Genomic DNA, 22,448 nt, shown 5'->3' with positions numbered 1-22,448 from the left:
GCACAGAGCGGTCACCCTCCAGTACTGCGTTGCGTCCCCGGTTACATCAGGCCAGCTTGAGAGCTTGACGAATTCCCTCTCGAAACGTAGGGAAGGCATACTTATAGTCCAACGTAGTGACAATGCGACTTGGATCGATGCACTTGTCGGTCGCGCGGCGGACGCGCGTATCGTCCTCCGCTGGCTCCACAAATTTGGGTGCTGGGATTCCACACTGCTCGGCCAGAAAGCGGTAGAATGTTTCTCGCAAGACGGGCTGTCCATCAGAAAACAGATACATGCTCTGGGGCAGCACTCGCAAGCCGATCTGCTGGATAAGCCGCGCAATGTCGGACACATGAACCAGATTGAGATGCCCTTGTCGAGGGACGCTTAGTGGTTCTCCGGCCTTTAGCTTAGCAACCAAGGGAATTCGACTAGGTCCATAAATCCCCGCCAGCCTCAATACCGTTAACTTGGAATCAGGCAGATGTGCCTGCAACCAATTCTCCGCACCAACGGCAATTTTGGGACCTATCCGAGTTGGGGATACCGGAGTTTCCTCGCAAACCTGCAACTCGGACACCTGCCGCTCTCCGGATGTAGGAGCATATTCCCCGTATACCCCAGTCGTACTCAAATAAATCAGCCGCTGCCATCCCTCGGGGAGAGCCTCGACCAAGTTTGCCAGCCCAGTAGCGTGCGTTAGCTCTCCGTACTCCTCTTCAGGGCGATGAGGGATCGCCACGAGAATGCGATCAAACGGAGGTAGATTGCTTAAACTCTCCGGTCGCAGCCACGAACCCTCGATCGGCTCAATCCCGGAGGCCCGCAGCTGCTCAAATCGTGACGTCGTCCGGGTCAAAGCTGCCACACGAGAGCCCTCGGCCAACGCCAACTTGGCAAACTCCAAGCCGACATAGCCACAGCCCACAATCAAAGTGCGGATTGGACGTGCTGCGTCATCGCGACTATTCATTGAGTTCAGCTCGCAAGTAATCCATAACGAGTTTAAGCTGCGGATCGCCCGCAAATTCAGGCGCAGGAGGATGCTCGGCAGCTTGCGTAATTCGTGGATCCCCCCTCTGCCGCCAGCGTTTATTTAAGTAAAGTTGCTGCACTTCCGTCAATTCCAACGTTAGCTGCGGTTCGGGAGTCACGCCCCACACGTCTTCTGCCTGCATCTCCTCGCTGCGATGAATGTTAGCGCCGCTCGGGCGATAAAATCTGGCTGTCGTAAACTTGAGGGCCGTTTTTTCGCTATCCAGAGGAAAGACCTGTTGCACAGTCCCTTTGCCGTAAGAGCGACTGCCCGCAATTTTTGCGCGATGCGAATCTTGCAAGCAGCCAGCCATGATCTCGCTGGCACTTGCCGAATCACCATTGACCAAGACAACCATCGGCAAGCCGAGTGGCAATTCACTCCCCGCATGAGCTTGCCACTGCGAATCGTAAGCGTCGTTTCGACCACGGGTGCTGACGATCACACCTTGCTCGAGCAGCAGATCGCACATTTCGGTGGCAGCGGTCAGAATTCCACCAGGGTTGTATCGCAGATCGAGCACCACGGCCTGCGCCTGGCCCCGCACGGCCGCGAGCGCCTGCTTGAACTCTTCGACCGTTCGCTCTCCGAAAATGGAAATGCGGATATAGGCGATGCGTGGTTCTTCCTCCAGGAAAAAGCTCCAGCGGGAATCCCCTTGAATACGATCCCCGTACACAGAATCGACTTGGATGTCCGCGCGTTCCACCTCCAAAGTCAATTGCCGTGGAACTCCCATCCTGCGAACCGTCAGCTGCACCGACTCACCCACCGGCCCGCGCATTAACTTGGTTGCGTCGGTGGCTAGCAGGCCCTCGGTCGACGTCGAGTCGATTTGGGTGATCACATCTCCAGGTTGTATTCCGGCCTTGAAGGCTGGCGTACCTGGAATGGGAGTCACCACCGTCAATTGCTTGACGGTCGGAGGCCCCTCGATCATGATCCCTACACCGCCGAATTGCTGCTCAATAACCGATTGAAATTCCTCGTATTGCGAGGGTAGAATAAATTCGGAGAAACGATCGAGTTTCGAAACAATGCCCTGCATGGCAGCATGATAAAGCTCATCGGAATCCAGTTCATCGACATAATTCTTTTCAATCAATTGGAGGTTTTCACCGATTTTACCTCCATACTTAAGACGTTCCGATTGCACGTAACAAGCCACACAGACCATGACGATGGTGGCTAAGATTTGTATATTGCGTACTGGCACGTTGGCGATCCTTGTTGTGAGCCGAGCTTGGTTTCACGCCACCGAGTTAACCCCGGTAGGCGAGAGACCGATTCCCTCTGGGGCAGGCGGCCCTCAGTATACGTTGACAGTTCGTTTTGGGTTACAGCTAGAAGGCGCAGCGCATGGGACTTTTTGACGGCACACCGCTCGAGCGGCCCATCCACTGCGATCGCTGCGGATTGGACGAAAAGGACTGTCGCTGCGCGCCGCTCCCCGCAGCGGATGTGCTGCCCAGTGCCCAACGCCTCCAAATTCGCGTTGAGAAACGCAAACGCGGTAAATTAATGACCGTCGTGAAAGGCTTTGAGTGCCAGCCGCAGCAGCTGCAACAGGTTCTGACCACCCTCAAGAACCACTGCGGGGCTGGCGGAACCACCGAAAGCATGAGCGTTGAGATTCAGGGCCAACACCTCGAACGAGCTCAGGCCAAATTAAGAGAACTGGGGTATCGGGTCTAATCCAGCGCCCCGACGACCTCGCCACCAGCTCGGCTGCCCAAGGCCTTCCAGGTCTGCAAGTCGACGGACTGCGATAGAAATCGCACCGAGCCATCTGCCAGGCCAGACTGAACTCCGCCCGTGTGGTGGCTGCGCGCCGTTACGGCAGCATAAGTGATTCCTACCGTCGACTTGCCCTCGCGCGACGCGTTAAAGTCAACATCGTAGACCACGCCATCCGCTTCATGCAAAACCTTGGTATTGGGGCCGAACGTGGTGGTAAATCCCGATTGGTGAACCCGCCCATCGACCCACTCGGTATGCCCCGAATTCTTCTTAAACGAACCGCCATAGCCAACGACCTGAGCCGGTTCGACCGGAGTTGCAACTCCACTGGCGCTGGGGGAGCCGCCATCTCGCAAATAGGGAGTCCAGGCTTTAACCTCGGAGAAGGCGAGCGTATTGCTCGTCCCATCGCTAATACTCCCGAAACTGAGGCGACTATTGGGGTAAAACAGGCCTGTCCCACCCGCTCCGTTCCGCGGGTCGTAAATCAACCATTCCCCTGCATTGGCTACGTAGTTGATCGGATAATGGGTGAACTCGGGATCATGTGCCTGAGGGTCGAGGCGAGCTTCATCCTGCGGCTCGCTGGGACATAGGTAGACAGGCACTCGGGTCCGCGTCACGACGCCTTGCAGGCTATACGGGAGACTCCAATCGATCAGATCTTGCAGGTTGGCTTGTTCGAGCTGGGGCAGAATGCGCGCTTGCACGGACCAGGTGGAACTGGCCCGGTCGCGTTCGTAGAACCCCAGTGGGGGAAACTTGCGGAAGGTATCGTGATAGCTGTGCAGCGCCAGTCCCATTTGCTTCAGGTTATTGGAGCAGCTCATCCGCCGCGCAGCTTCCCGAGCAGCCTGAACGGCTGGGAGTAACAACCCCACCAGAATGCCGATGATGGCAATGACCACTAAGAGTTCGACGAGAGTGAATCCGCGTTGGGCAGACCGATAGGGAGAGCGCATGTTAGGTTTCCAGTAGGAATTCGGCCTGCAAATGCACGTTTGTAGGCGGGAGAATCCAGTACCGCTGGCAATTGGAGCGTGCTTGAAACACTCCTTGGCTGGCTCTCACTTCGAATCAGAGGTCATTTATTCTAGGGTCTAAATGAGAACACATCTCAATTGACGCTAGATTATTGACAGGAGAAAGGCTCGAGACAAGTGGCAATTGCACTCAGAACCGACGATCGTCGAATTAAATGATACTGAGACCCTGTATCATTATTGGTATTGTAGGGCGGGTGATTTGAGTCAATAATTGGTGTGTTAAATACTCGCAGACTGCATTTCACCCTCACTAGCAGTCTCCTCGGCCCTTACCCCGCCACTGCCCATGTCACGACCAACCCCCGCTGATCAATCCGTGGAGAACGCGAGCGAACCACCAGCGAAAACTAGCGTTAACAATGCTCCCAGCCTACCGAAGATCGTGCCGTTTACCGAGCTAAGCCGCTGCGGCGAAGAGGTCTGGATTAGCCACAATGGGCAACTCTATCGCTTGCGATCGACCAAGCAAGGCAAGCTGATCTTGACCAAATAGGCCTGCCCCCAATAGGCCTATTGGCGGCTGGCGAGACGACGCGTCTCTTCCTCAACGATGCGCGACAATCGCTGCTGGGCACGCGTTTGCGTGTTTTCATCCACCCGACTCTGTGCAGGAGTCGGTGGGTCGATCTCCGAAGGGCTGGCCGCCGCGATCGCGTCGGCCTTGGTAACCAACAAACAGAGCGTGCGGTCATGGAGATGGACTCGATTGCGGCCCGCGAGCTTCGACGCATACAAGGCCTCGTCCGCGCGACGAACCAGATTGCCAACCATATCGTCCAGACCGATTTCCGAGGCGCCGGCGCTAATGGTCACCGACAATCGATGCTCTTCATATTCGACTTCCACCCTGCTCACCGCTTGGCGCACTAACTCAAGTGCCGCCGCCATTTGCTCTGCCGAATCGGTGGTTAGGACCGCAAATTCCTCCCCGCCATACCTGGCGACGCATACAGAATCTTGCAATTCCATTTGCAGGATGCTTGAGACCCGTTGCAGAACGACGTCACCGGCCTGGTGACCGTAGGTGTCGTTGAATTTTTTGAAATGGTCGATATCGATAAGCCCCAACGAGAAGACTTGGGACTGGCGTTTCCAGTCGTCGAACAAACCATCCATCGCCTTGTCGAGTGCGCGGCGATTGAAGAGCCCCGTCAGTCCGTCGGTCCGGGCCTCCGAAAGGTAGCTGGAAATCTGGTCGGTCTGCTGCTCCAACCGCGCTTCGGCCGACTCCAATCGCTCTTGCAGTCGATTGTTGGCTGACATGATTTCCGACAGAACGGATTGCAGCCCTTCCTGGGTCAGCCCACCGCGATCCTCAGCCTGCTCAGCCAAGCGAGTTAATTTGGACTGATACTCAGTCACGTCTCCAGAGAACTGGCTGGTCCAGTTGGAGAGGTTCTTGAGGAACACGAGAAACTGCTGACGATCCACCACGTCACCGGCTGGATGCAACTTGCGGCCCAACCAATAGCCGAGCACACCCCCAATCGCCAACAAACTAGTGCCGAACGCTAAGCCAAACAGGAAGACTAAAGTATTCGTGGGCATGATTGGCGTTTCCTCAAACCGATCCGGCTATCGCAATATTCGGGATGGTGGATCGACGCGTAGTCCATCTTCGGGATGATTTAGCGAGTCATTGCGTGAAATGACGACAATTCCGTTGGAACTGACGGTAAACCCGCGTCGGCGATCAAGCTCTAAATCGTAGCCAATCTCCATGTCTGCAGGGATGCATACATCTTTATCAATGATCGCTCGACGCACTCGCGCGTGCCGCCCAATATTCACCCCTTGGAACAGAATGCTCTCCTCCACCGATGCGTAGCTGTTGATCCTAACATGCGAGCTGATCAGGCTGCGTTTCACCTTGCCACCACTGATGATAGTCCCCGGGCAGACCGTACTATCGACGGCAATTCCGCAGCGATCCGGGTCTCCATCACTACCAAATACGAATTTGGGCGGAGGTAAATTGGGTTGTAAGGTGCGAATCGGCCAATCCTCGTCATACAGATTGAGGAGCGGATCGACATCGATTAAATCCATATTGGCTTCGTAGTAGGCGTCAATCGTCCCAACATCGCGCCAGTAAGCCTGCCGCTTACGGTTCTCATCGCGAAAGGGAAACGCGAACACCCGATGGCTATCAATAATGGAAGGGATAATGTTTTTGCCAAAATCATGCTGACTATCGGGCTCCGTCGCATCCCGGCACAACTGCTCAAACAGAAACCGAGCCGTGAACACATAAATCCCCATCGACGCAAAGCAGCGATTATCTTCCCCAGGCAATGTCTGTGGTTCGGCAGGCTTCTCTTGGAATCCTCGAATGCGGTTGTCCTCATCGGCTTGAATCACACCGAACTGCTTTGCCGACTCTCGGTCTACCGTTAGGGCCCCAACCGTTAGATCCGCTTCCATCTCGCGATGGTAATCGATCATCGACTGGTAGTTCATTTTATAGATATGGTCGCCTGCCAGGATGACCACATACTCCGGACGATCTTTTTCAATCACAAAGATATTCTGGTAGACGGCGTCGGCCGTACCTTGGTACCACTGCTCGTCAATTCGCTGCTGCGGTGGTACGACATCCAGAAACTCGCCGAGCTCTGCGCAGAAATACTGACGCCACCCAAGATTAATGTGGCGATCTAAGCTGAGCGCCTTGTACTGCGTGAGTACTAGCAGACGACGAAGCCCGGAATTGATAGCATTCGACATCACGAAGTCAATGATGCGATAATTGCCGCCGAATGGCACCGCCGGCTTAGCGCGATCCAGGGTCAGTGGTTCAAGTCGCGTCCCTTTACCACCAGCCAAAATGACTGTTGTTGTGTTTCGCAGCATGGGTCCTATTCCCCGAAGTAGTCGTCTAAACGTTGTCCAACTCGCAATAGCCGCAACATCCCTCTAATTCCATCGACGCAACCAGCTCTCCAACACCAGCAAATTCCACAGACGGTAGCAGTGATTCACCTTTCCTTGCATGTGTTGGTCCACCAGCTTCGCAATTGCCTCTGGCCGAAAAAATTGATGCAAGCGTGAATCATCCCCCAGCATCCGCGATACCGTTATGTCCTTCAATTCTCGCTGAAACCAGCTCCCCAACGGCACGCCAAAGCCCATTTTCTTGCGGGTCCAAATTTGACGGGGGAGGAGTTGATCGAAGGCCGTTCTCAACAAACGCTTCCCACCCCCATATCCCATTTTGAGCGAAGAGGGGAGCGATGCAGCAAACTCGACCAAGCGGTAATCCAAGAAGGGCTGGCGACACTCCAAGCTATTGCCCATCGATGCAATATCCACTTTGTTCATCAAATCGCATGGGAGGTAGGTCACCAGATCTCCCAAAGAAGCCTTACTGGTGATGTCGCGATCCCCGACTCCGTTCCAAGCCGCTTCAAAGAACTCAAACGGATCCTCGTCTGGTAACTGCGCCACAAAGTCGTCATTGTACAATTCGGCGCGCATCCGCTCTGGAAAAATCTGCAGCCAATTCATGTAACGCCGCGCCAGCGGCTGGTTGAGCGCCTCCCCAAACCGCTGCAGACGGCGGATGAAAGAGCGTTGGCGATTGGAGGCCGGCAAGCCCTGGACCCAGGAACTGCCCAGGAGGGGGCCGGCGGGAATCAACCGGTCAAACCAACGACTCATCCACAGCGCTCGATAGCGGTCATATCCCGCAAATAACTCGTCACCTCCATCACCGCTGAGCGCGACCGTCACGTACTCTCGCGTCCACTTGCAGAGGTACCATGTCGGAATTGCAGAACTATCCCCAAACGGCTCATCGTAATTCCAAACCAACTGATCCAAAATCGACACCGCGTCGGGTGTTACCTTATATTCATGATGCTCCGATTTAGCCCAGGCTGCCACTTGGCGGGCGTACGGAGTTTCATCAAAATCGGCTTCGTTGAAACCAATGCTGAACGTATGCAATGGTTGCTCGAGCTGGGATTGGGCTAGGGAGACCAGCAGCGACGAATCGATCCCTCCCGACAAAAATGCCCCCAAGGGAACATCGCTACGCAGCCGCAACCGGATCGAATCCCGCAGCAGTTCGTCGACTTTCTCAGCCGCTTCCCTGGGCCCAATCTCGATCTCATGCGACCAATCCACTTTCCAGTAGGAGTCGGTGGTGATCGAGTTGTCGCGAATCACCGCATAATGCCCGGGTGCCAACTTGCGCGATGCGGCATAGATGGAATTGGGATGAGGCACGTACTGGTACGTTAAGAATTGATCGATGGCCCCTGCAGAGATGTCTCGTACGAAATCTGGCGCAGCAGCCAAGGCTTTCAATTCGCTTCCAAACAGTAGCTGCCCGTCACGGAATTGATAGTGCAGCGGCTTTTTCCCCAGACGATCACGCGCCAAGACCAATTGACGCTGCTTGCGGTCCCAAATTGCGATGGCGAACATCCCATTCAGGTGCGCGAAGCACTCGACGCCGAGGTCCTCGTAGAGGTGCAAGATGGTTTCGGAATCGCTATCGGACTTGAACTGGTGGCCCGCCCCCTCCAATCGACGATGCAACTCCCGATAGTTATAGATCTCGCCGTTGAAAACCATCCATACCGAGTCATCCTCATTGGAGATGGGCTGGTGGCCTCCGACCAAGTCGATAATCGATAGGCGGCGAAAACCAAGGGCAACTCCAGGAGTGATCCCTACAGCGTCGCGGGTAAGGCGTTCAAGGTGCGTCCCAGCGTCGTCTGGACCGCGATGCACGAGCGACTGAACCATCGACTCCAAAGTCGCCGATGAGATCGCTTTCGATTCATCAAACCAAACTCCTCCAGTAATACCGCACATCGGTCGTGACGATCCCATCCAGTTGAAAAACAGAGGCGAGGAGCAGTGGGGTTGGCCCAAACGAGTGGCGGTAGTCCTGGAAACCGTCTTTCGCTTTGCTCCAAATCTGATTTTCCTAGGGAATCACTTCGAAAGCTAGCCCCTAAGTGCTGATGAGGGGCGCAGGGACAAGAAAGGCATGCTGGAAATACATCACCAAAGCCCCTTGACCGGCGACCAATTGAGCTACATAGAGTGCCCCCACATACACCAGCACGCTCGCTAAGGCTAACACGCGAGCTGGCCACCGCAGTGTCCAGTGTCGCACCGATTTTACTCCGCTCTGCTGCCGAGCATTCGCGTACCCCATTGCCGCTCCCAAGCACAATTTGGCGGGCAGCATGAACACGACAAACACAAAACTCGGCGCCCACAGCAACTCGGCTGGCGCCGCTTCAATCCGCAGTAAATAGAGTGGAATGCATAATACACACAGAAGCAACAGACTGAACGCATGCGCCAGCGGAGCAAACAGAAAGCGGCGACGCACTTGCCGCACGTTCAGTATCGCCATAAATCGATTCTCAATAGCTACCTGAAGTTGCAAGAAGGGCAGATAAAGCATAATGGCGATCATGGCGATCGCTCCCACCAATCCGATCAAGGGCGCCAGGTCCATGTCCGGCGATCGCTGTCCGATGATCATCATCGTGACTGGCACACATGTCCAGAGCATGGCCCCTACGGCCGCCCGAGCTCCCAGCCACCAGAGCTGTGGGAATTGCAGAGAGATGACCCCATCATAGAGTTGGTCGCTGGCCTTCTGCCAAGTCGCTGGGCGCCACGCCTGTTTCAGAAAACGCAGCGGAGCAGGCCACAGAAAATGCCACCACCTGCCACCGCGCATGGCCGCCCACGCCACATGCAAAACCCAGGCGGCGGAAGCCACAAAGGCCGCAGAGCGCCACATTGCCGCCGTCGATGTACCAGGCTGCAGGAGCTGAGCCGAGTAGGAAACGTCGGTGACCAACCACACGGGAAGCCAACTCAACGTCGCCAGCAGGGTAAAGGTACCGAGCAATCCGGCCCGCCGCAGACCAGGTAGAGCCTCGCTCCATGCTCCGCCCGTAGCGAGCTTGGCAGCGGCCCGAAGCAGATAACCTAAACTGGCCATCTGCACCAGTGGAATCGCCGCCACCACGGCCAGTAGCACCAGCAGACTCAACAGGTCCCAGGCGCGTCCCAGGCACCAATCGGGCCAGCGAAACCAACGCCGCTGGCGTCTCCCTCCTACTGGAGCTTCGGCCGAAGCTTGAGTGAAATCGTCAATCACCGCTGCAGCCACCCTTGGCCGCTGGGGCTCGCCTTCACTCTCAAACTCGATAATCTCCGCCCGCAAAATCTTCGGCCGCACTATTTCCGGCTCCAGAATATCTGCCTCCAAAATCTCTGGAGTCTTGAATCGGGGACTAGGCTTCGATTCAGGCAAAGTTTATTCCCAGCAGTACTCGAAGTGAAGCGATTTGAAGTGAGGCATTCGAAAAGGAATTCGTCTCCCACTCTCCAATATTGCCAAGAGCGAGCCAAGATTTGCCGGTGGGCGACGAATATACGATAATATGGCAGCAAACTGATTGGAATTCCGCTGATGGTCGCTCGACGTAGATTGATAAAACGCCTTCTAATGGGAGCTGTCGTCCTCACCGCCCTGTTGATTGTGGCAGCGACCCTCCGTCGTCGCACTCGAATCCAACCGCCGCAACAGTTTCAAGCAGCCTATCAAGCCAACGCATTCGCCGAAACGCTCCAAAACGTCAACCAACAAGTGCAGGCCACGATCGGAGAAGCGGAATTGGAGTGGGCGCCCGCTGCCGACAATCTGACCATTGCCCGACGCCTATCTCTGGCCCTCGTTGGCAGTGGCCTCTCACTAGAAGAAGTCCAGACGCTGGCGCAAGTTAAGGAATCGGATCAAATCCGGTGGTGGACCAGCTACCTGCTGGAAGATCGAAGGTGGAGCGATTACTTTGCCGATCGATTTTCCCGCGCCTATGTAGGCACCAACGATGGCCCCTTCCTGCTCTTCAGACGCCGCAAGTTCAATGCGTGGCTCTCCCAGCAGTTTTCCGAAGGAAGAGCTTACGACCAAATCGTTTCTGAAATGCTGAGTGCTGAAGGTTTGTGGACCGACACTCCACAAGTCAACTTCATCACCGCCACTATGGATGATGCGAACGAGGGACGAGGAGATCCCATCCGCCTAGCCGGACGAGTCTCCCGCGTATTCCTCGCTCAACGGGTCGACTGCCTGCAGTGCCACGACGACTATCTGGGTAACGTTAACTTTGGAAGTCTCGACCAACCCGTCGATGGCGCGCAAACCCATTTTCATGAGCTGGCTGCATTCTTCGCTGGAACCGCTATGGCAGATCCTGTCTTTCGAGGGATTGTTGAGGATGAACAAGAATACCAGTTTGAATATCTGGGAGAATCCGAAACACAAGTTGTTGCGCCGAATGTGCCGTTTGCTCAAGACCTATTACCGGACGACGGAAAGCCGCGCCAGCGACTAGCTCGGTGGGTTACCCATACGAACAACCGGGCGTTCTCCCGCGCCACCGTGAATCGCGTGTGGGCCCTCATGTTCTCCCGCCCACTGGTAACTCCCGTCGACAATGTACCGCTGGATGATACCGTCCCGGCGGTCATGGACACATTGGCAGAAGACTTTGTGAACCACCGATTTGATCTAAAGAGACTGATCCGCCTGATCGCCGAGTCCGACGCGTTTCGCCGGGCAAGTCGAGCTCCATTTGAGATTACCGAGGCGCACGAAGCATGCTGGAGTGTCTTTCCCGTGACGCAGTTGCGTCCCGAACAGGTTGCGGGCAGCATGTTGCAAGCCTGCAAGTTAACCGCTCTCGACGGTTCAAGCTCTATTTTCACACGCCTCAAAGCCTACGGGGACACCCAAGATTTTCTGAAGCGTTTCGGCGACCGAGGCGAAGATGAATTCGACGGTCAAGCCGTGACCATTCCACAGCGGTTGGTCCTGATGAATGGCAAGCTTGCAACCGAAAATACCAACAGCAACTCGATGACCGGCGCCGCCTCACGAATCGCAACCCTTGTCGAGGATGACCAGCAGGCGGTGCAGTTGATTTTCGTCAGCGCGCTCAATCGCATGCCTTCCGAAACCGAACTCTCCAAGTTTGTCGTATTCATGCAGGACAAGCAGGGAAATGCGAGACGCAAAGCGATCGGCGACATCTATTGGGCCATCCTCAATTCCACTGAATTCTCTTGGAATCACTAACGATTATGTGCCAACCCACCAACCGTCTACCAGTCGGGTGCAACAGCCTACACCTCATGCATCGCCGACGAATGCTGACAAGCATCGCGACAGCCACTGGAGCTGCATGGATGACTCGTTTTGCCGAACAGCTGTCACGCGCCGCAGAGGGTGCTGCGCAGACGCGGCCCAAATCGCTGATGATGATTTGGTTGCAGGGGGGAGCTAGTCAACTTGAGACCTTCGATCCGCACCCCGGTACGAAATATGGCGGGGAGACGCGCGGCATCACCACCTCGATACCAAACGTGCAAATTGCCGATACGCTGCCCGCTACCGCAGAACAACTGCACCACGCTACTCTACTGCGTTCCATCGTCAGTCAGGAGGGGGACCATGAGCGCGCCACCTACCATCTGAAAACCGGCTGGCGTCCCGACCCCACACTCGTTCACCCTGCGATTGGCTCGGTCGTTTGCTACCAAAGTGCAAACAATCTGGAAATACCGCGGCATATCTCCATTGTCCCCGGTGAATGGCCAGCCCGTGGAGGTTACCTCGGCCCTAGTTTCGACGCATTCCAAATTGGCGATGTGGCCGCTCCCATCCCCAATCTAACTCCCCGTGTCTCAGAGGAATCCCTCACCCAGCGTTTGGACGTTTTGCTCGGGACTCTTGAGGATGAATTCCAGCGTGGGCGACTGGCGAACCTGAATCGACAGCGCACGCTTCACCAAACGGCGACGGAGAACGCAGTGAGAATGATGAGCAGCGATCAACTGACCGCCTTTGACGTCCAGCAAGAGAGTGCATCCACCGTCGACAAATTTGGCGATAACGCCTTTGGCCGCGGTTGCTTGGCTGGCATTCGCTTGCTCTCCGCCGGAGTCCGCTGCGTGGAAGTCGAATTGGGTGGCTGGGACACGCACATCAACAATCACGAGTTGCAATCCTCCAAGGCTCGCGTACTCGATGCTGCCTTAGCTGCGACATTGTCCGAACTCCATGCCCGCGATATGCTCAACGATACCATCGTGTTTTGCGGAGGAGAATTCGGGCGAACTCCTCAGATCAATCCAGCCGGAGGCCGCGATCACTGGCCCCATGGCTTCAGCGCCGTGCTGGCGGGTGGCAATTTCCGACGCGGATACGTGCACGGAGCCACTGCAGCCAATCCAGAGAGCGACATCATCAACCGCAAGGGCAACGCCACGGTCGATCCCCAAAAGATCACCGAGAACATCGTGCCCGTCCCTGATTTGCATGCCACGTTGCTCCGGGCACTGGGGATCGATCACGAGTTCGAAATGCAGACTCCCGTAGGCCGACCGCTACGCTGGAGCGATGGGCAGGTCGTAACAGATCTCCTGCAGAGCTAGCCGCCACGCAAATCGCCTCACGCCCCCCCAGTGCTATCGGGCTGTTGATTTAACAGCAATTTGAATTTTACCGCGGCGGTAACGTCCTTAATTGCCCTGCAGGGATAACCGCCTTTCCTTGCTCACACAGCTCCTTGCTCACACAGCGGGTACTATTTCAACAGCCCTTTAGCGACGAGTGCCGTGTTAGCTATTGGGAATGACCACCAGCCGGCCACAGCGTGGGCAGTGGACTCGCCAAATCTTGATCTCTCCCGTCACGACCTTCGGCGGAACGGCGATATGGGCATAGACGTGACAGCAACTAAAAATGGCCCGCACACTTTTGGAGCGTCGCGACGGATTCGCAATCGATTGCCCCTGCTGGGAACGCAGGCTGGGCAAGCGCCGCTGCCCAGCCCCGCCCGGAGTCGGTGGTTGCGACGGAAAGGGATCTGAGGTGATGTCAAGTTCGCCGCTGGTATCGTCCGCAGAGTCCATACCCCCTCCGAATTAGACAGGCCGCACAATGAGCACGGAATTGATTCCCAACATACCAAAGGAATTGTTGAGAATGTAGCGATGCCGTTTCAGTTGACGTGGCTCGTTGGCCACCAAGCCATCCAAGGCGCAAGCGGGATCAAGATTGTCCAAATTGATCGTCGCATGGCACACTCCATCTTGGAACGAGGGGAGATTCCCCGCTAGCTCCAATGCCCCGGCGGCTCCCATCGTGTGACCGATAAAGCTCTTCGTGTTGTTGAAGAACGTCTGCTCGCAGTTCGCAAAGACTTTGCGTAAACCAGTACACTCTTGTGCATCGCCACTGCTCGTCCCGGTCGCATGGGTGCTTACGATATCCATGTCGCCAGCAGACAATCCGGCGCGTTTCAATGCCAACTCGATACACTCCGCCTGCCGTTCAGGGTTCGGCAAGACAAAGTCGGTAGCGTCGGTATTAATCGCGTAAGAGACGATTTCGGCGATCACCTGGGCACCGCGCCGCTTGGCGTCGCTGAGCCGCTCCAAGACGTACAAGCAGGCCCCTTCAGAAACAACAATTCCATTGCGATCGAGATCAAAGGGACGGCTAGCCTTGGTGGGGTCTTCGTTCTCGGCCAAGGCTCCTTGGCTTTTGAAACTGGCGAAAATTCCGAACGTATGAATGCTTTCGGAGACCCCACCTGCAATGGCGACGTCGCATTCATTGAGACGCAGCATTTGCGCCCCCTGGATGATCCCCGCGTTGCCAGCGGCACAGGCGGCACCGATGGTGTAGTGCGGACCGGTAACCCCGAGATTCAACGCGACTTCGCCAGCCGGATTGTTGGCCACGGTTCGAGGGTTGTGGTGGTGCGACCAAAATTGCGTGTCGTAGTCAAAACCTTTGATCTGGAAAATCTCGTTTTCCGTTTCGACATTGCCGTGCTCGGTAACACCAATATAGATCCCGACACGAGACTTATCGACGTTCTCCCAATCCAGCCCGCTGCGGCCAACGGCTTCATTGGCGGCCCAAATGCCCACGGATCCGGCCCGCGTACCGCGGCGGGCATCCTTTTTGGATTGGTACTGCGTCGCCGGAAAGTCGCAGATCCCTGCCAACGTCTTGCCAACGTACCGAATTTCGTACGGTTGCACGCCACTGCGGCCTTCCAGCAAATTTTGCCGGTAGGTCTCCAGATCATTGCCATTGGGGCTCGTGAGCCCCACCGCTGTCATCACGATGCGTTGTTCATCTGGTAATTGGGCTGTCTGATCGATGGCGGGCATGGCACGGCTCTTGAAAACTCTGCGGTACTTGAGGGAATAGAGAATTATCCCAGAGCCCCCCCATTCCGCAAGGGCTTCAAAATCGCACCCTATTCCGGGGGCACTTCAACTTGAACCATCAAATCGATTAGATCGAGTTTGCGGTCCCTGTATAATGGAAGCAGCCTCTCAGGGGCCAGTCTCGCCATTTGCCGCCGTTTTTGCAGAGCGTTTTCCGATGATGCCCTACTCCATCCATGGACGATCCATCAGCCTGAGCCTGCTACTATTGGCATCCTTAGCCTCCACCGTTCAGGCCGACCTCTTCCACTACAAGGACGGCAGAATCATTTCTGGCAAAGTCCTAGGGCAGCCTGCGGAGGTGGAAATTGCTGGCAACTCCACCACCGTCTGGACGGTAGAGATCGACCCGGGCGTTTATATCCAGGTCTTGAAATCCGAGTTGGTTTTGGGAAGCGGCTATGAGGCATTATCGAAGGACCGAGCCGAGTACGCGCAGTTGGCCGCACAAGCACCTCGAACCGTCGAAGGCCAGCGAGAGTTGGTCGTCTGGTGCCTCAAACATGGATTGGCCGATTTAGCCAAAGCCCACCAATTGGCCACTGTGGATATTGCGCCGGATGACAATGCGGTGCGAGTCGCCGCCGACTACATGAAGGACCGTAACGGACGCTGGCAGAAAAAAGAAGTGATCATGGGCCAGCAATTGGGGAAGGTCCGGCAGGGACGGCTGTGGCGTTTTCCGGAATCGATTGCCCACCAGCAGGCAGAAGAAGAGCTTGCCAAGCAGACGGTCGAAGCCACCAAGGATCTGCGGCGATGGCACAACGTGCTGAGCAGTCGCAACGCAAATCCACAAAACAAAAACTACCAAGATGCGGTGCTCGGCATCCAACAACTAGACAATCCGCTGGTGGTCGGCACAATCTCGGACTACCTGCTCGATTCTCGAAAAGAAATCCCAGCACCTCTCCGGATGATGTACACCGAAATCCTGGCCAGATTCCAGAACTTCGAAACGGCGCGAGTTTTGACGCAAGTCAGCATGCAGGACGCCGATCCTCAGGTGCGGGCGCGCGCCATGGATCTGGTCGCATCGTACGGCGCGGAGGTGGCCATCCCAGTCCTAACCGGCTACCTCGGCAATGCGGACAATACCATGGTCAATCGCGCTGCTGAGGGCTTGGGGCGACTGTCGGCCCAATCGGCGATCCTCCCGTTGATCAATGCGATCACGACGACGCACTCCATGACCGTGGGCAGTGAGGCGACCAACGCCAGCCCGACCAGCGGATCGTTCTCCACCGGAGGGCAAAAGACGATCAGTGTCCCCATCGAGAATGCCAGCGTCCGCAATACATTGACCCAACTGACGAACCAGTCCTTCGGATACGATCGAGCCGCCTGGATCCACTGGTACGCCAGCCAATACGCCGCCCCAGCTAGCGACCTGAGACGCGATCCTTAACGCTACGCAACCGCAGCAGTGAGTTCTGAAAACCACCCGCTTGCAGGTGATCCACACTTAGAACCTTCGGAACCATTATTGGCGGATAGTCGCCGAACCGCTCCGCCGGTTCGTTCGGGAAAATGCCGATCGGCGGAGCGATCTGGCGACACTTATTGTTCCGACGGTCCTTAGTTGCTTCCGAAGCTTCGATACCCGCAACCCTGAGCCCTGCAACTTGGATTCCCTGCAACGCAGCTCAACCTAAACAGAGCGTGCTTCGCAGGGAACTTGCCGATCGTCAACACTCAGAACACTCGGTTGTATCCGTTGAGGGCCGCGACTCGGTAGGCTTCTGCCATGGTCGGATAGTTGAACGTCGTATTGATGAAATAGTCAAGCGTATTGTTCGGCGGCGGTTGTTTCATAATTGCTTGGCCAATATGGATAATTTCGGCTGCATTCGCCCCAAAGCAATGCACCCCGAGTATCTCCAGCGACTCGCGATGGAACAGGATCTTGAGCATGCCGACGGTGCGTCCAGTAATCTGAGCTCGAGCTAGACTCTTAAACTGAGAATGCCCAACCTCATAGGGAACTTTCGCAGCAGTGAGTTCGCGTTCGGTTTGCCCGATGCTGGATATCTCGGGACTGGTGTAAATCCCAGTTGGAATATCCGTCACTTTCATGCAACGATCCACGCACCCACAGGCATGCAGCGCTGCGGCGCGTCCTTGCATGTACGCGGCGCTCGCTAGCGAAGGATACCCAATCACATCACCAGCTGCATAGATATGTTCGACATCGGTTTGCAGTTGCTCATTGACTTTGATATGGCCACGTTTATTGGGAGTGAGCCCGATGTTCTCAAGTCCCAAATTCTCGACGTTGCCGCTGCGTCCGTTGGCCCACAAAACGATATCCGTCTTAAGCTGCTTACCACTCTCGAGATAGAGTACGGCGCCGTCATCGTGCCCCTCAATCCTCGCGAACTGCTCATTGTGGCGAATCAAAATCCCTTTATCGCGCAAGTGGTAAGAGAGCGCATCGATAATCTCATCATCCAGAAACTCCAACAATTTCTCCCGCGTATTGACGAGATTGACTTTAATTCCCAAGTTGCGAAACATGGATGCATACTCGCAACCAATTACGCCAGCACCATAGATCGTGATGGAGTGCGGGCGGTCGTTCAACTCAAGGATTGTGTCGCTATCGAAGATTTTAGGATGGTTAAAGTCAACTCCGTCGGGCCGGAAGGGACGGGAGCCCACGGCGATGACAAAGTTATCGGCCTTGTACTGAGTCCCATCATCAATTTCCACCGTATGGGGATCGACGAAGCGGGCTTGCCCCCGGATCACGGGGACTTGGTTTCGCTCATAGAAATTCTGCCGCATCGACTCCTGCTTGGTAATGATCGAACGGGCGCTGGCCCGGAGCATTGCCAGTGACGGATGGGGACGAAGCCCCATCGATTTCACGAAGGGACTATTGAGTGTTTCCATTGCTGTGTAGATCGAGAACCGCAGTGCCTTGCTGGGAATGGTCCCCCAGTGCGTGCAACCTCCGCCAATGTGATTGTAACGCTCAAATACGGCGACTCGCCTTCCTTCTTTCGCGGCTTGCATGGCCGCCCCTTCGCCACCGGGACCGGTACCGATCACGATCATGTCAAACTTATTGAGACTCATGCGGCATTCCTTTGAGGTAGATCTAGAAGGCTATTCACTGGGAAGATTTAGAGATTCAATGTTGCGAGCGGCGGTCGCTAACTGGGCTAAAATCTCTTCACTGGACATTTCGCGAAAAGCCACAACATTGTCAGAACGTGGTTTCTGAAAGAAGCCACGCTGACTTTCCAGGATGCTATCGACTTCATCCTCCAGGTCGGAGAGCCATTGTGGGACATCGAGTCCAACTCCGGTGGGCTGTTCCATCATCAATTTGCATTCGTCGATTAACAATTCAAAGACGCTGGAAGTGGCTCCTGTCTCTCGGAATTGCCGGACGGCCGGCCCTACTAAAGCCCGCATCCGATCAACGGTCATGGGGCGTGTAAAACGCTCATGAAGTCGATCAGAGACGGTGGGCATGCGCATTGCATACTGAGACTGAAGCTGCTGCAGGTTCTCGAGATAGCTTTCGCTTTCACGACCGATGCGTTCGGCCAGCGCCCGACGCCACTGCAACGCAGTTTGGTGGCAGCCAGCTCGAACGAGCACTTCATGCGTCCAATAGATCGGCTTGAGATTCCAGGAGACGCGATCGTACCGGACTCGCAGCCGCAAGAAGTCCAATAACATGTACAGCATTTCACCGCGATCGGACTGCGTTGTCGTGCTGTTGTAATCACGGTACTCGCTATAGTGATCAATCACCGCTTCGAGCACCACGCTTAGCAGTTTCTCGACATGCGATCGCTCGATCTCTCCCGCTTCAATCGCGGCGAAGAGCTCGCTCAAATCGTCTTCATATCCCTCCTCAACCAACTGGTCGAGCCAATGCCCGACTCCCTGGTGAAGGATGGCGCGGACATTGCCCAAACGCAAGAAAGACTGCGTAAACAGCTCGCCACCAAATCGCTTGATGAAGTCGACCAACCGTGTCCAACTCCGCGAATTGTCCACCGTTTCCAGCGCGCTCAGCCGGAGAGTTCTCGAGTGCGCCAGCCAACTTCCAAGCATGACTTCCGTCAAGCGTTCTAGGACGGCCACCAAAGCATCGCTTCGTGGTTCCAACTCCCCCAGCGATTCCCCGTCGTGGAAATCCAAATCGGTCAGCGGAGGCAACACCTTTCCGGCTCCGACAAGCTCCGCGTGCCTCCAATTGACTGCGTTCTGCACCGCTGCGCGCACCATCGACACAAAACAGAGTTCAAACAGGTCATCGAACTCGGTAACCGCACCTGGTCCTATCGGATTGTGATGCTCCATAAAGCGGGCGGTTTCGATCAACTGGCACGCTTCATCAAAAAAGCCTTGACGCGGCAACCAGACCAGCAGGTGCGACATAATTCTCCGACGCAACCGCACGCTATAGATGAGCGCCGGATCTCCACCTCGCGCCAACGGGATGTACAGCAATTTCTTAGATCGCAGCGCAGTAAACAGGCGTGGAAAAAGTGATTTCACTTGATCGTGCTCGCCTTGGATCAACTTGCCCACCAACTCAATGGCGGAACGATCATCTTGCGGCAGGCTACTCAGCTCCCGTTCCACCGACGGACTTTGAGGATTCACCGCACATAATTTCGCCAACAACAGACGCCGTGCATCGGCGGTTTCTACCGCAGTGGCGATAATCCGCTCCAATAGAGATTCCTTGACGAGTCGTTGGCGATCGTAGCGAGACATCGCCTCGTGATCCGCACTCGTTTTGGGAATGCGGTGCGCCGCCACATCCTGCAGCAGTACCAACAGGCCATGGCGGTTGGCAGCTGCCTGAGCGGCCCACCCCTCCATCGATTCCAGTCGCGATGCGGCAGCAGGAGTCTGCTCCGCGATTTCTTGCGACAGATGGCGGCTCACCGCCGCCCCCTTCCACATCTGAGCCACGGCATTCAGGAATGTCAAATGCTGATTGAGGCGGTTGGATTCTTCGACCAATTCCGTGGTCGTCTCCCCTCCGTCCTCTTCGGGAACATCGCTATCAACCCCATCATCGGTCGTATCGTTGTAGATAACGTTCTCATAGGCTGCATCAAAGATGCCTTCCTCGTCATCGCCATAGCCGACAAGTTCCGAGTGCTCATCAAAATCATCACCCAGCGTGCCGGCCAGCCCGCTGCCCGGCTTGCTACCGCGGCTCCCCAGTGCAAACACCGGCGGCTCCCAATAATCACCAGCGTTCGCTTCCAGATAGTCGAAGAACTTCTGGGCGACTGACCAATCCAATTTCGAACCCGGCTCGTCGTGGTACAACCGATGCTCAAAACGCTGCATCCAACGACGGGCTAGCTCCGAAAAGGAATCGTCCCCCTTCTGCAGGCCAACGCGATCGGCTTGCCCCAACCAGTGCACCAGCAGCGCCATCGAGGCCACGAAATCGTTCCGCTCCAACAAAGATTCGACCACCAAGGCATAGGCTTTGGGGGAATCAAACAGTTCTGCGTGTGGAGCCCAAAAACGGACGTCGCCCGAGGAAGCATCACCGGCATGCCACAATTGCAATGCCTTGGCCACCAGGACTGCCGACTCCAAACTTTCCAGCGGATCGGTCGCTTCGACGTCGCTCACTTCATAGGCCGCATACTTGCGCCACCAAGCGGTCGCCTGACGCATCTGGGATTCGAGTTGCTTGCACAAATCGGTCCGTCCCGAAGCAGATGCCTCCCGCCAAATGCGGGATTGCAACGCAAAATAATATTCCATGATCTGCACCAAATCATCCACTCGGTGATCATGGACGGCGCTGTCGGGGCCTTCAAATCTGGCAAAATTCCCCGAAAAACCAAGGATATTCCAGGGATCGACGATCGCGCCACACTGAATCCCACGCTCCACCCAATCCATGATCTGGGGCGAAATCTCAGCCGCTTTATCGACTTGTCGCAACTGCAAATGATTGTCTGCAGCTGTCATTAGGCAATCAATTCTCGATACGATTCGAGCCGAGGGCACCGGCACCACATCCGATTGCTCCTTGGCCGCTGGCTCGTTCCCCATCCGCGCAAAGAGACGGGCCAAGTGCACATGCTCTAGCTGACAAGCCCGATGCTTCGCCAGATAGGTGTTGAGGTGCTGCCGTGCGCCCCCAAAGGGCTGCCGCCGTATTTGATGCTCTTTGAACAATCGCTCGCGATGGTTGCCCTGCAATTGCGTCAACAGCTGGTTGTAGAATTCGTCACGATATGCGGCAATGGGCCCCATCAAGCTCGCAACGGAAACGGTCGATGCAAAGGCACCTGGACCTCCACCCGAGATGCCCGAAGCCATCAGGATCGTGCCCGCCAAGACAGCCGCCGCCTCGAACAGCAACTCGTCCTCCAACCCATCCGCATCCTCGTGCACGCGAGCCAGCAGCGCGTCGATGGTAACTTGCTGGACTACAAATCGGCGGTAGTTCCCCGCGTTGTCAATGCGATGTGGATCCCACTGACCAAAATGGTAGTTGGGACGCTGATTCACGGGATGATCAAAATCGTATGCGCGAGGATCGAGAGACAACTCCTCCAGCATATTCAGATCAAAACTGGCTTGTCGGAGAATATCGGCATCGGTGGCTTGCAAAATGTCCATGCATTTTTCGATCACATCATGGTAGAGCCCATTGGCTGTACCGATGCCGGCGGTCCACAAGGGAACGGGGCGAACCCACTCATGACCGTAGGGCTCCAAGCGGCGGCCTTCCAAAACCGCGACCGGACGATAGCCGACATAGTCGTTGAGCTTCCGGATGGCACCTTCAACAATCCGATCAACTTGCCCCCAGGGCTCCCCCTGCTGCAACACCGCTTCCACGGCCCGCCCCAAAAAGAAACCGTTGAAAATCCCTTCTGGCTCCTGATGGAACAACAGATCCTTGTGGAAATCCAAGTACGCGGGAAGAAAGTTGAGCCACACCAACTCCAGCAAGACCTCCGCTTGCTCACAATCGCCAAAAGCTGAATTGCTCTCTGCCAACCGAGCCAATTCATCCTGCAACCACTGCTGAATCTGAAGCCAAGCCGGCAATCCTTCGAAGGGGGTGCCCGGAAGCGCAGCAACATAGATGCGATTGAAGGCAGACAGAGTCTTGGGATCTATGCGTCCCGAAGAAAAATTTAAGTACCCCAGAACCTGGACAAGGTCCTCGGCCAATGTTTTCTTAGCAGCTAGACTACGTTCATCCACACTCAACAACCATATTGGCTCGAAAGCCTGGTAGGGGAGATACCGGGAGGGAGGCGGCATCTTGCCAACGTTTCATCTAGTTCCCTCCCTAGGGGTAACCGATATGCAACACATTTTGTACCAAACGGCTC

16 protein-coding genes are annotated in these 22,448 nt (G+C 55.7%); 5 read left to right on the top strand and 11 right to left on the bottom strand.

Annotated features, from left to right (window positions below; all coding sequences use genetic code 11):
* Positions 1-46: 46 nt before the first annotated feature.
* Together Q31a_RS02695 and Q31a_RS02690 are read right to left on the bottom strand one after the other, a co-directional pair.
* Positions 47-958 carry an NAD-dependent epimerase/dehydratase family protein gene (locus Q31a_RS02695; RefSeq protein WP_145073619.1) on the bottom strand — a complete coding sequence of 304 codons (912 nt, stop codon included), beginning with the start codon at positions 956-958 and terminating at the stop codon, positions 47-49.
* Positions 951-2,237: a S41 family peptidase gene (locus Q31a_RS02690; RefSeq protein WP_145073616.1), complete on the bottom strand. Its 1,287-nt coding sequence runs from the start codon at positions 2,235-2,237 to the stop codon at positions 951-953. The genes Q31a_RS02695 and Q31a_RS02690 overlap by 8 nt, the downstream gene beginning before the upstream one ends.
* Positions 2,238-2,380: 143 nt before the next feature.
* Between Q31a_RS02690 and Q31a_RS02685 the strand changes: the two genes are divergently transcribed.
* Positions 2,381-2,716, top strand: coding sequence for a translation initiation factor (locus tag Q31a_RS02685; RefSeq protein WP_145073613.1), 336 nt, complete (start codon positions 2,381-2,383; stop codon positions 2,714-2,716).
* Here the strand turns inward: Q31a_RS02685 and Q31a_RS02680 are convergent.
* Positions 2,713-3,723 carry a DUF1559 domain-containing protein gene (locus Q31a_RS02680; RefSeq protein ID WP_145073610.1) on the bottom strand — a complete coding sequence of 337 codons (1,011 nt, stop codon included), beginning with the start codon at positions 3,721-3,723 and terminating at the stop codon, positions 2,713-2,715. The two genes, Q31a_RS02685 and Q31a_RS02680, sit on opposite strands and share 4 nt — an antisense overlap.
* Before the next feature lie 370 nt (positions 3,724-4,093).
* Here Q31a_RS02680 and hemP point away from each other — a divergent pair, with 370 nt between their 5' ends.
* Entirely contained in the window at positions 4,094-4,300 is a 207-nt protein-coding gene (gene hemP, locus Q31a_RS02675) for a hemin uptake protein HemP (protein WP_145073607.1), read from the top strand.
* A gap of 17 nt (positions 4,301-4,317) precedes the next feature.
* Here the strand turns inward: hemP and Q31a_RS02670 are convergent, their stop codons facing one another.
* From Q31a_RS02670 to Q31a_RS02655, 4 genes are all read right to left on the bottom strand, one after another.
* On the bottom strand, positions 4,318-5,355 hold the full coding sequence (locus tag Q31a_RS02670; protein ID WP_145073604.1) for a GGDEF domain-containing protein: 1,038 nt from the start codon (positions 5,353-5,355) through the stop codon (positions 4,318-4,320).
* 27 nt (positions 5,356-5,382) lie between these two features.
* Positions 5,383-6,660 (bottom strand): glucose-1-phosphate adenylyltransferase, encoded by a 1,278-nt coding sequence (gene glgC / locus Q31a_RS02665; protein WP_145073601.1) that lies wholly within the window; start codon positions 6,658-6,660, stop codon positions 5,383-5,385.
* Between the two features lie 63 nt (positions 6,661-6,723).
* The gene (asnB, locus tag Q31a_RS02660) at positions 6,724-8,631 is read right to left on the bottom strand and encodes an asparagine synthase (glutamine-hydrolyzing) (protein ID WP_145073598.1); all 1,908 of its coding nucleotides are present in this window, start codon (positions 8,629-8,631) and stop codon (positions 6,724-6,726) included.
* Between the two features lie 142 nt (positions 8,632-8,773).
* Positions 8,774-10,099: a hypothetical protein gene (locus Q31a_RS02655; protein WP_145073595.1), complete on the bottom strand. Its 1,326-nt coding sequence runs from the start codon at positions 10,097-10,099 to the stop codon at positions 8,774-8,776.
* Between the two features lie 159 nt (positions 10,100-10,258).
* Between Q31a_RS02655 and Q31a_RS02650 the strand changes: the two genes are divergently transcribed.
* Both Q31a_RS02650 and Q31a_RS02645 read left to right on the top strand, forming a co-directional pair.
* On the top strand, positions 10,259-11,926 hold the full coding sequence (locus Q31a_RS02650; RefSeq protein ID WP_145073592.1) for a DUF1553 domain-containing protein: 1,668 nt from the start codon (positions 10,259-10,261) through the stop codon (positions 11,924-11,926).
* A gap of 56 nt (positions 11,927-11,982) precedes the next feature.
* The gene (locus tag Q31a_RS02645; RefSeq protein WP_145073589.1) at positions 11,983-13,284 is read left to right on the top strand and encodes a DUF1501 domain-containing protein; all 1,302 of its coding nucleotides are present in this window, start codon (positions 11,983-11,985) and stop codon (positions 13,282-13,284) included.
* A gap of 186 nt (positions 13,285-13,470) precedes the next feature.
* Here Q31a_RS02645 and Q31a_RS02640 read toward each other — a convergent pair whose 3' ends face one another.
* Together Q31a_RS02640 and Q31a_RS02635 are read right to left on the bottom strand one after the other, a co-directional pair.
* The gene (locus Q31a_RS02640; protein WP_145073586.1) at positions 13,471-13,764 is read right to left on the bottom strand and encodes a hypothetical protein; all 294 of its coding nucleotides are present in this window, start codon (positions 13,762-13,764) and stop codon (positions 13,471-13,473) included.
* Between the two features lie 12 nt (positions 13,765-13,776).
* Entirely contained in the window at positions 13,777-15,036 is a 1,260-nt protein-coding gene (locus tag Q31a_RS02635) for a beta-ketoacyl-[acyl-carrier-protein] synthase family protein (RefSeq protein ID WP_145073583.1), read from the bottom strand.
* Between the two features lie 217 nt (positions 15,037-15,253).
* On the opposite strand from Q31a_RS02635, the gene Q31a_RS02630 reads away from it, so the two are divergent.
* Complete coding sequence (locus tag Q31a_RS02630; protein ID WP_145073580.1) at positions 15,254-16,504, top strand: HEAT repeat domain-containing protein; 1,251 nt, start codon at positions 15,254-15,256, stop codon at positions 16,502-16,504.
* Between the two features lie 287 nt (positions 16,505-16,791).
* On the opposite strand, the gene sthA is transcribed toward Q31a_RS02630, so the two are convergent.
* Both sthA and Q31a_RS02620 read right to left on the bottom strand, forming a co-directional pair.
* Entirely contained in the window at positions 16,792-18,177 is a 1,386-nt protein-coding gene (gene sthA / locus Q31a_RS02625) for a Si-specific NAD(P)(+) transhydrogenase (protein ID WP_145073577.1), read from the bottom strand.
* 30 nt (positions 18,178-18,207) lie between these two features.
* Positions 18,208-22,377, bottom strand: a complete 4,170-nt coding sequence (locus tag Q31a_RS02620) for a hypothetical protein (RefSeq protein WP_145073574.1) — start codon at positions 22,375-22,377, stop codon at positions 18,208-18,210.
* Positions 22,378-22,448 lie beyond the last annotated feature (71 nt).

This window comes from Aureliella helgolandensis, assembly GCF_007752135.1.
In the GTDB taxonomy this organism is placed as follows: Bacteria; Planctomycetota; Planctomycetia; order Pirellulales; family Pirellulaceae; genus Aureliella; species Aureliella helgolandensis.
This window is presented reverse-complemented; position numbering and strand designations above follow the sequence as displayed.

What these genes read in the sequence shown, in the direction of transcription:
- Q31a_RS02695 (WP_145073619.1), bottom strand. Translation starts at nt 958, where the DNA reads ATGAATAGTCGCGATGACGCAGCACGTCCAATCCGCACTTTGATTGTG.
- Q31a_RS02685 (WP_145073613.1), top strand. Translation starts at nt 2,381, where the DNA reads ATGGGACTTTTTGACGGCACACCGCTCGAGCGGCCCATCCACTGCGAT.
- Q31a_RS02680 (WP_145073610.1), bottom strand. Translation starts at nt 3,723, where the DNA reads ATGCGCTCTCCCTATCGGTCTGCCCAACGCGGATTCACTCTCGTCGAA.
- hemP (WP_145073607.1), top strand. Translation starts at nt 4,094, where the DNA reads ATGTCACGACCAACCCCCGCTGATCAATCCGTGGAGAACGCGAGCGAA.
- Q31a_RS02670 (WP_145073604.1), bottom strand. Translation starts at nt 5,355, where the DNA reads ATGCCCACGAATACTTTAGTCTTCCTGTTTGGCTTAGCGTTCGGCACT.
- glgC (WP_145073601.1), bottom strand. Translation starts at nt 6,660, where the DNA reads ATGCTGCGAAACACAACAACAGTCATTTTGGCTGGTGGTAAAGGGACG.
- asnB (WP_145073598.1), bottom strand. Translation starts at nt 8,631, where the DNA reads ATGTGCGGTATTACTGGAGGAGTTTGGTTTGATGAATCGAAAGCGATC.
- Q31a_RS02650 (WP_145073592.1), top strand. Translation starts at nt 10,259, where the DNA reads ATGGTCGCTCGACGTAGATTGATAAAACGCCTTCTAATGGGAGCTGTC.
- Q31a_RS02645 (WP_145073589.1), top strand. Translation starts at nt 11,983, where the DNA reads ATGCATCGCCGACGAATGCTGACAAGCATCGCGACAGCCACTGGAGCT.
- Q31a_RS02640 (WP_145073586.1), bottom strand. Translation starts at nt 13,764, where the DNA reads ATGGACTCTGCGGACGATACCAGCGGCGAACTTGACATCACCTCAGAT.
- Q31a_RS02635 (WP_145073583.1), bottom strand. Translation starts at nt 15,036, where the DNA reads ATGCCCGCCATCGATCAGACAGCCCAATTACCAGATGAACAACGCATC.
- Q31a_RS02630 (WP_145073580.1), top strand. Translation starts at nt 15,254, where the DNA reads ATGATGCCCTACTCCATCCATGGACGATCCATCAGCCTGAGCCTGCTA.
- sthA (WP_145073577.1), bottom strand. Translation starts at nt 18,177, where the DNA reads ATGAGTCTCAATAAGTTTGACATGATCGTGATCGGTACCGGTCCCGGT.
- Q31a_RS02620 (WP_145073574.1), bottom strand. Translation starts at nt 22,377, where the DNA reads ATGCCGCCTCCCTCCCGGTATCTCCCCTACCAGGCTTTCGAGCCAATA.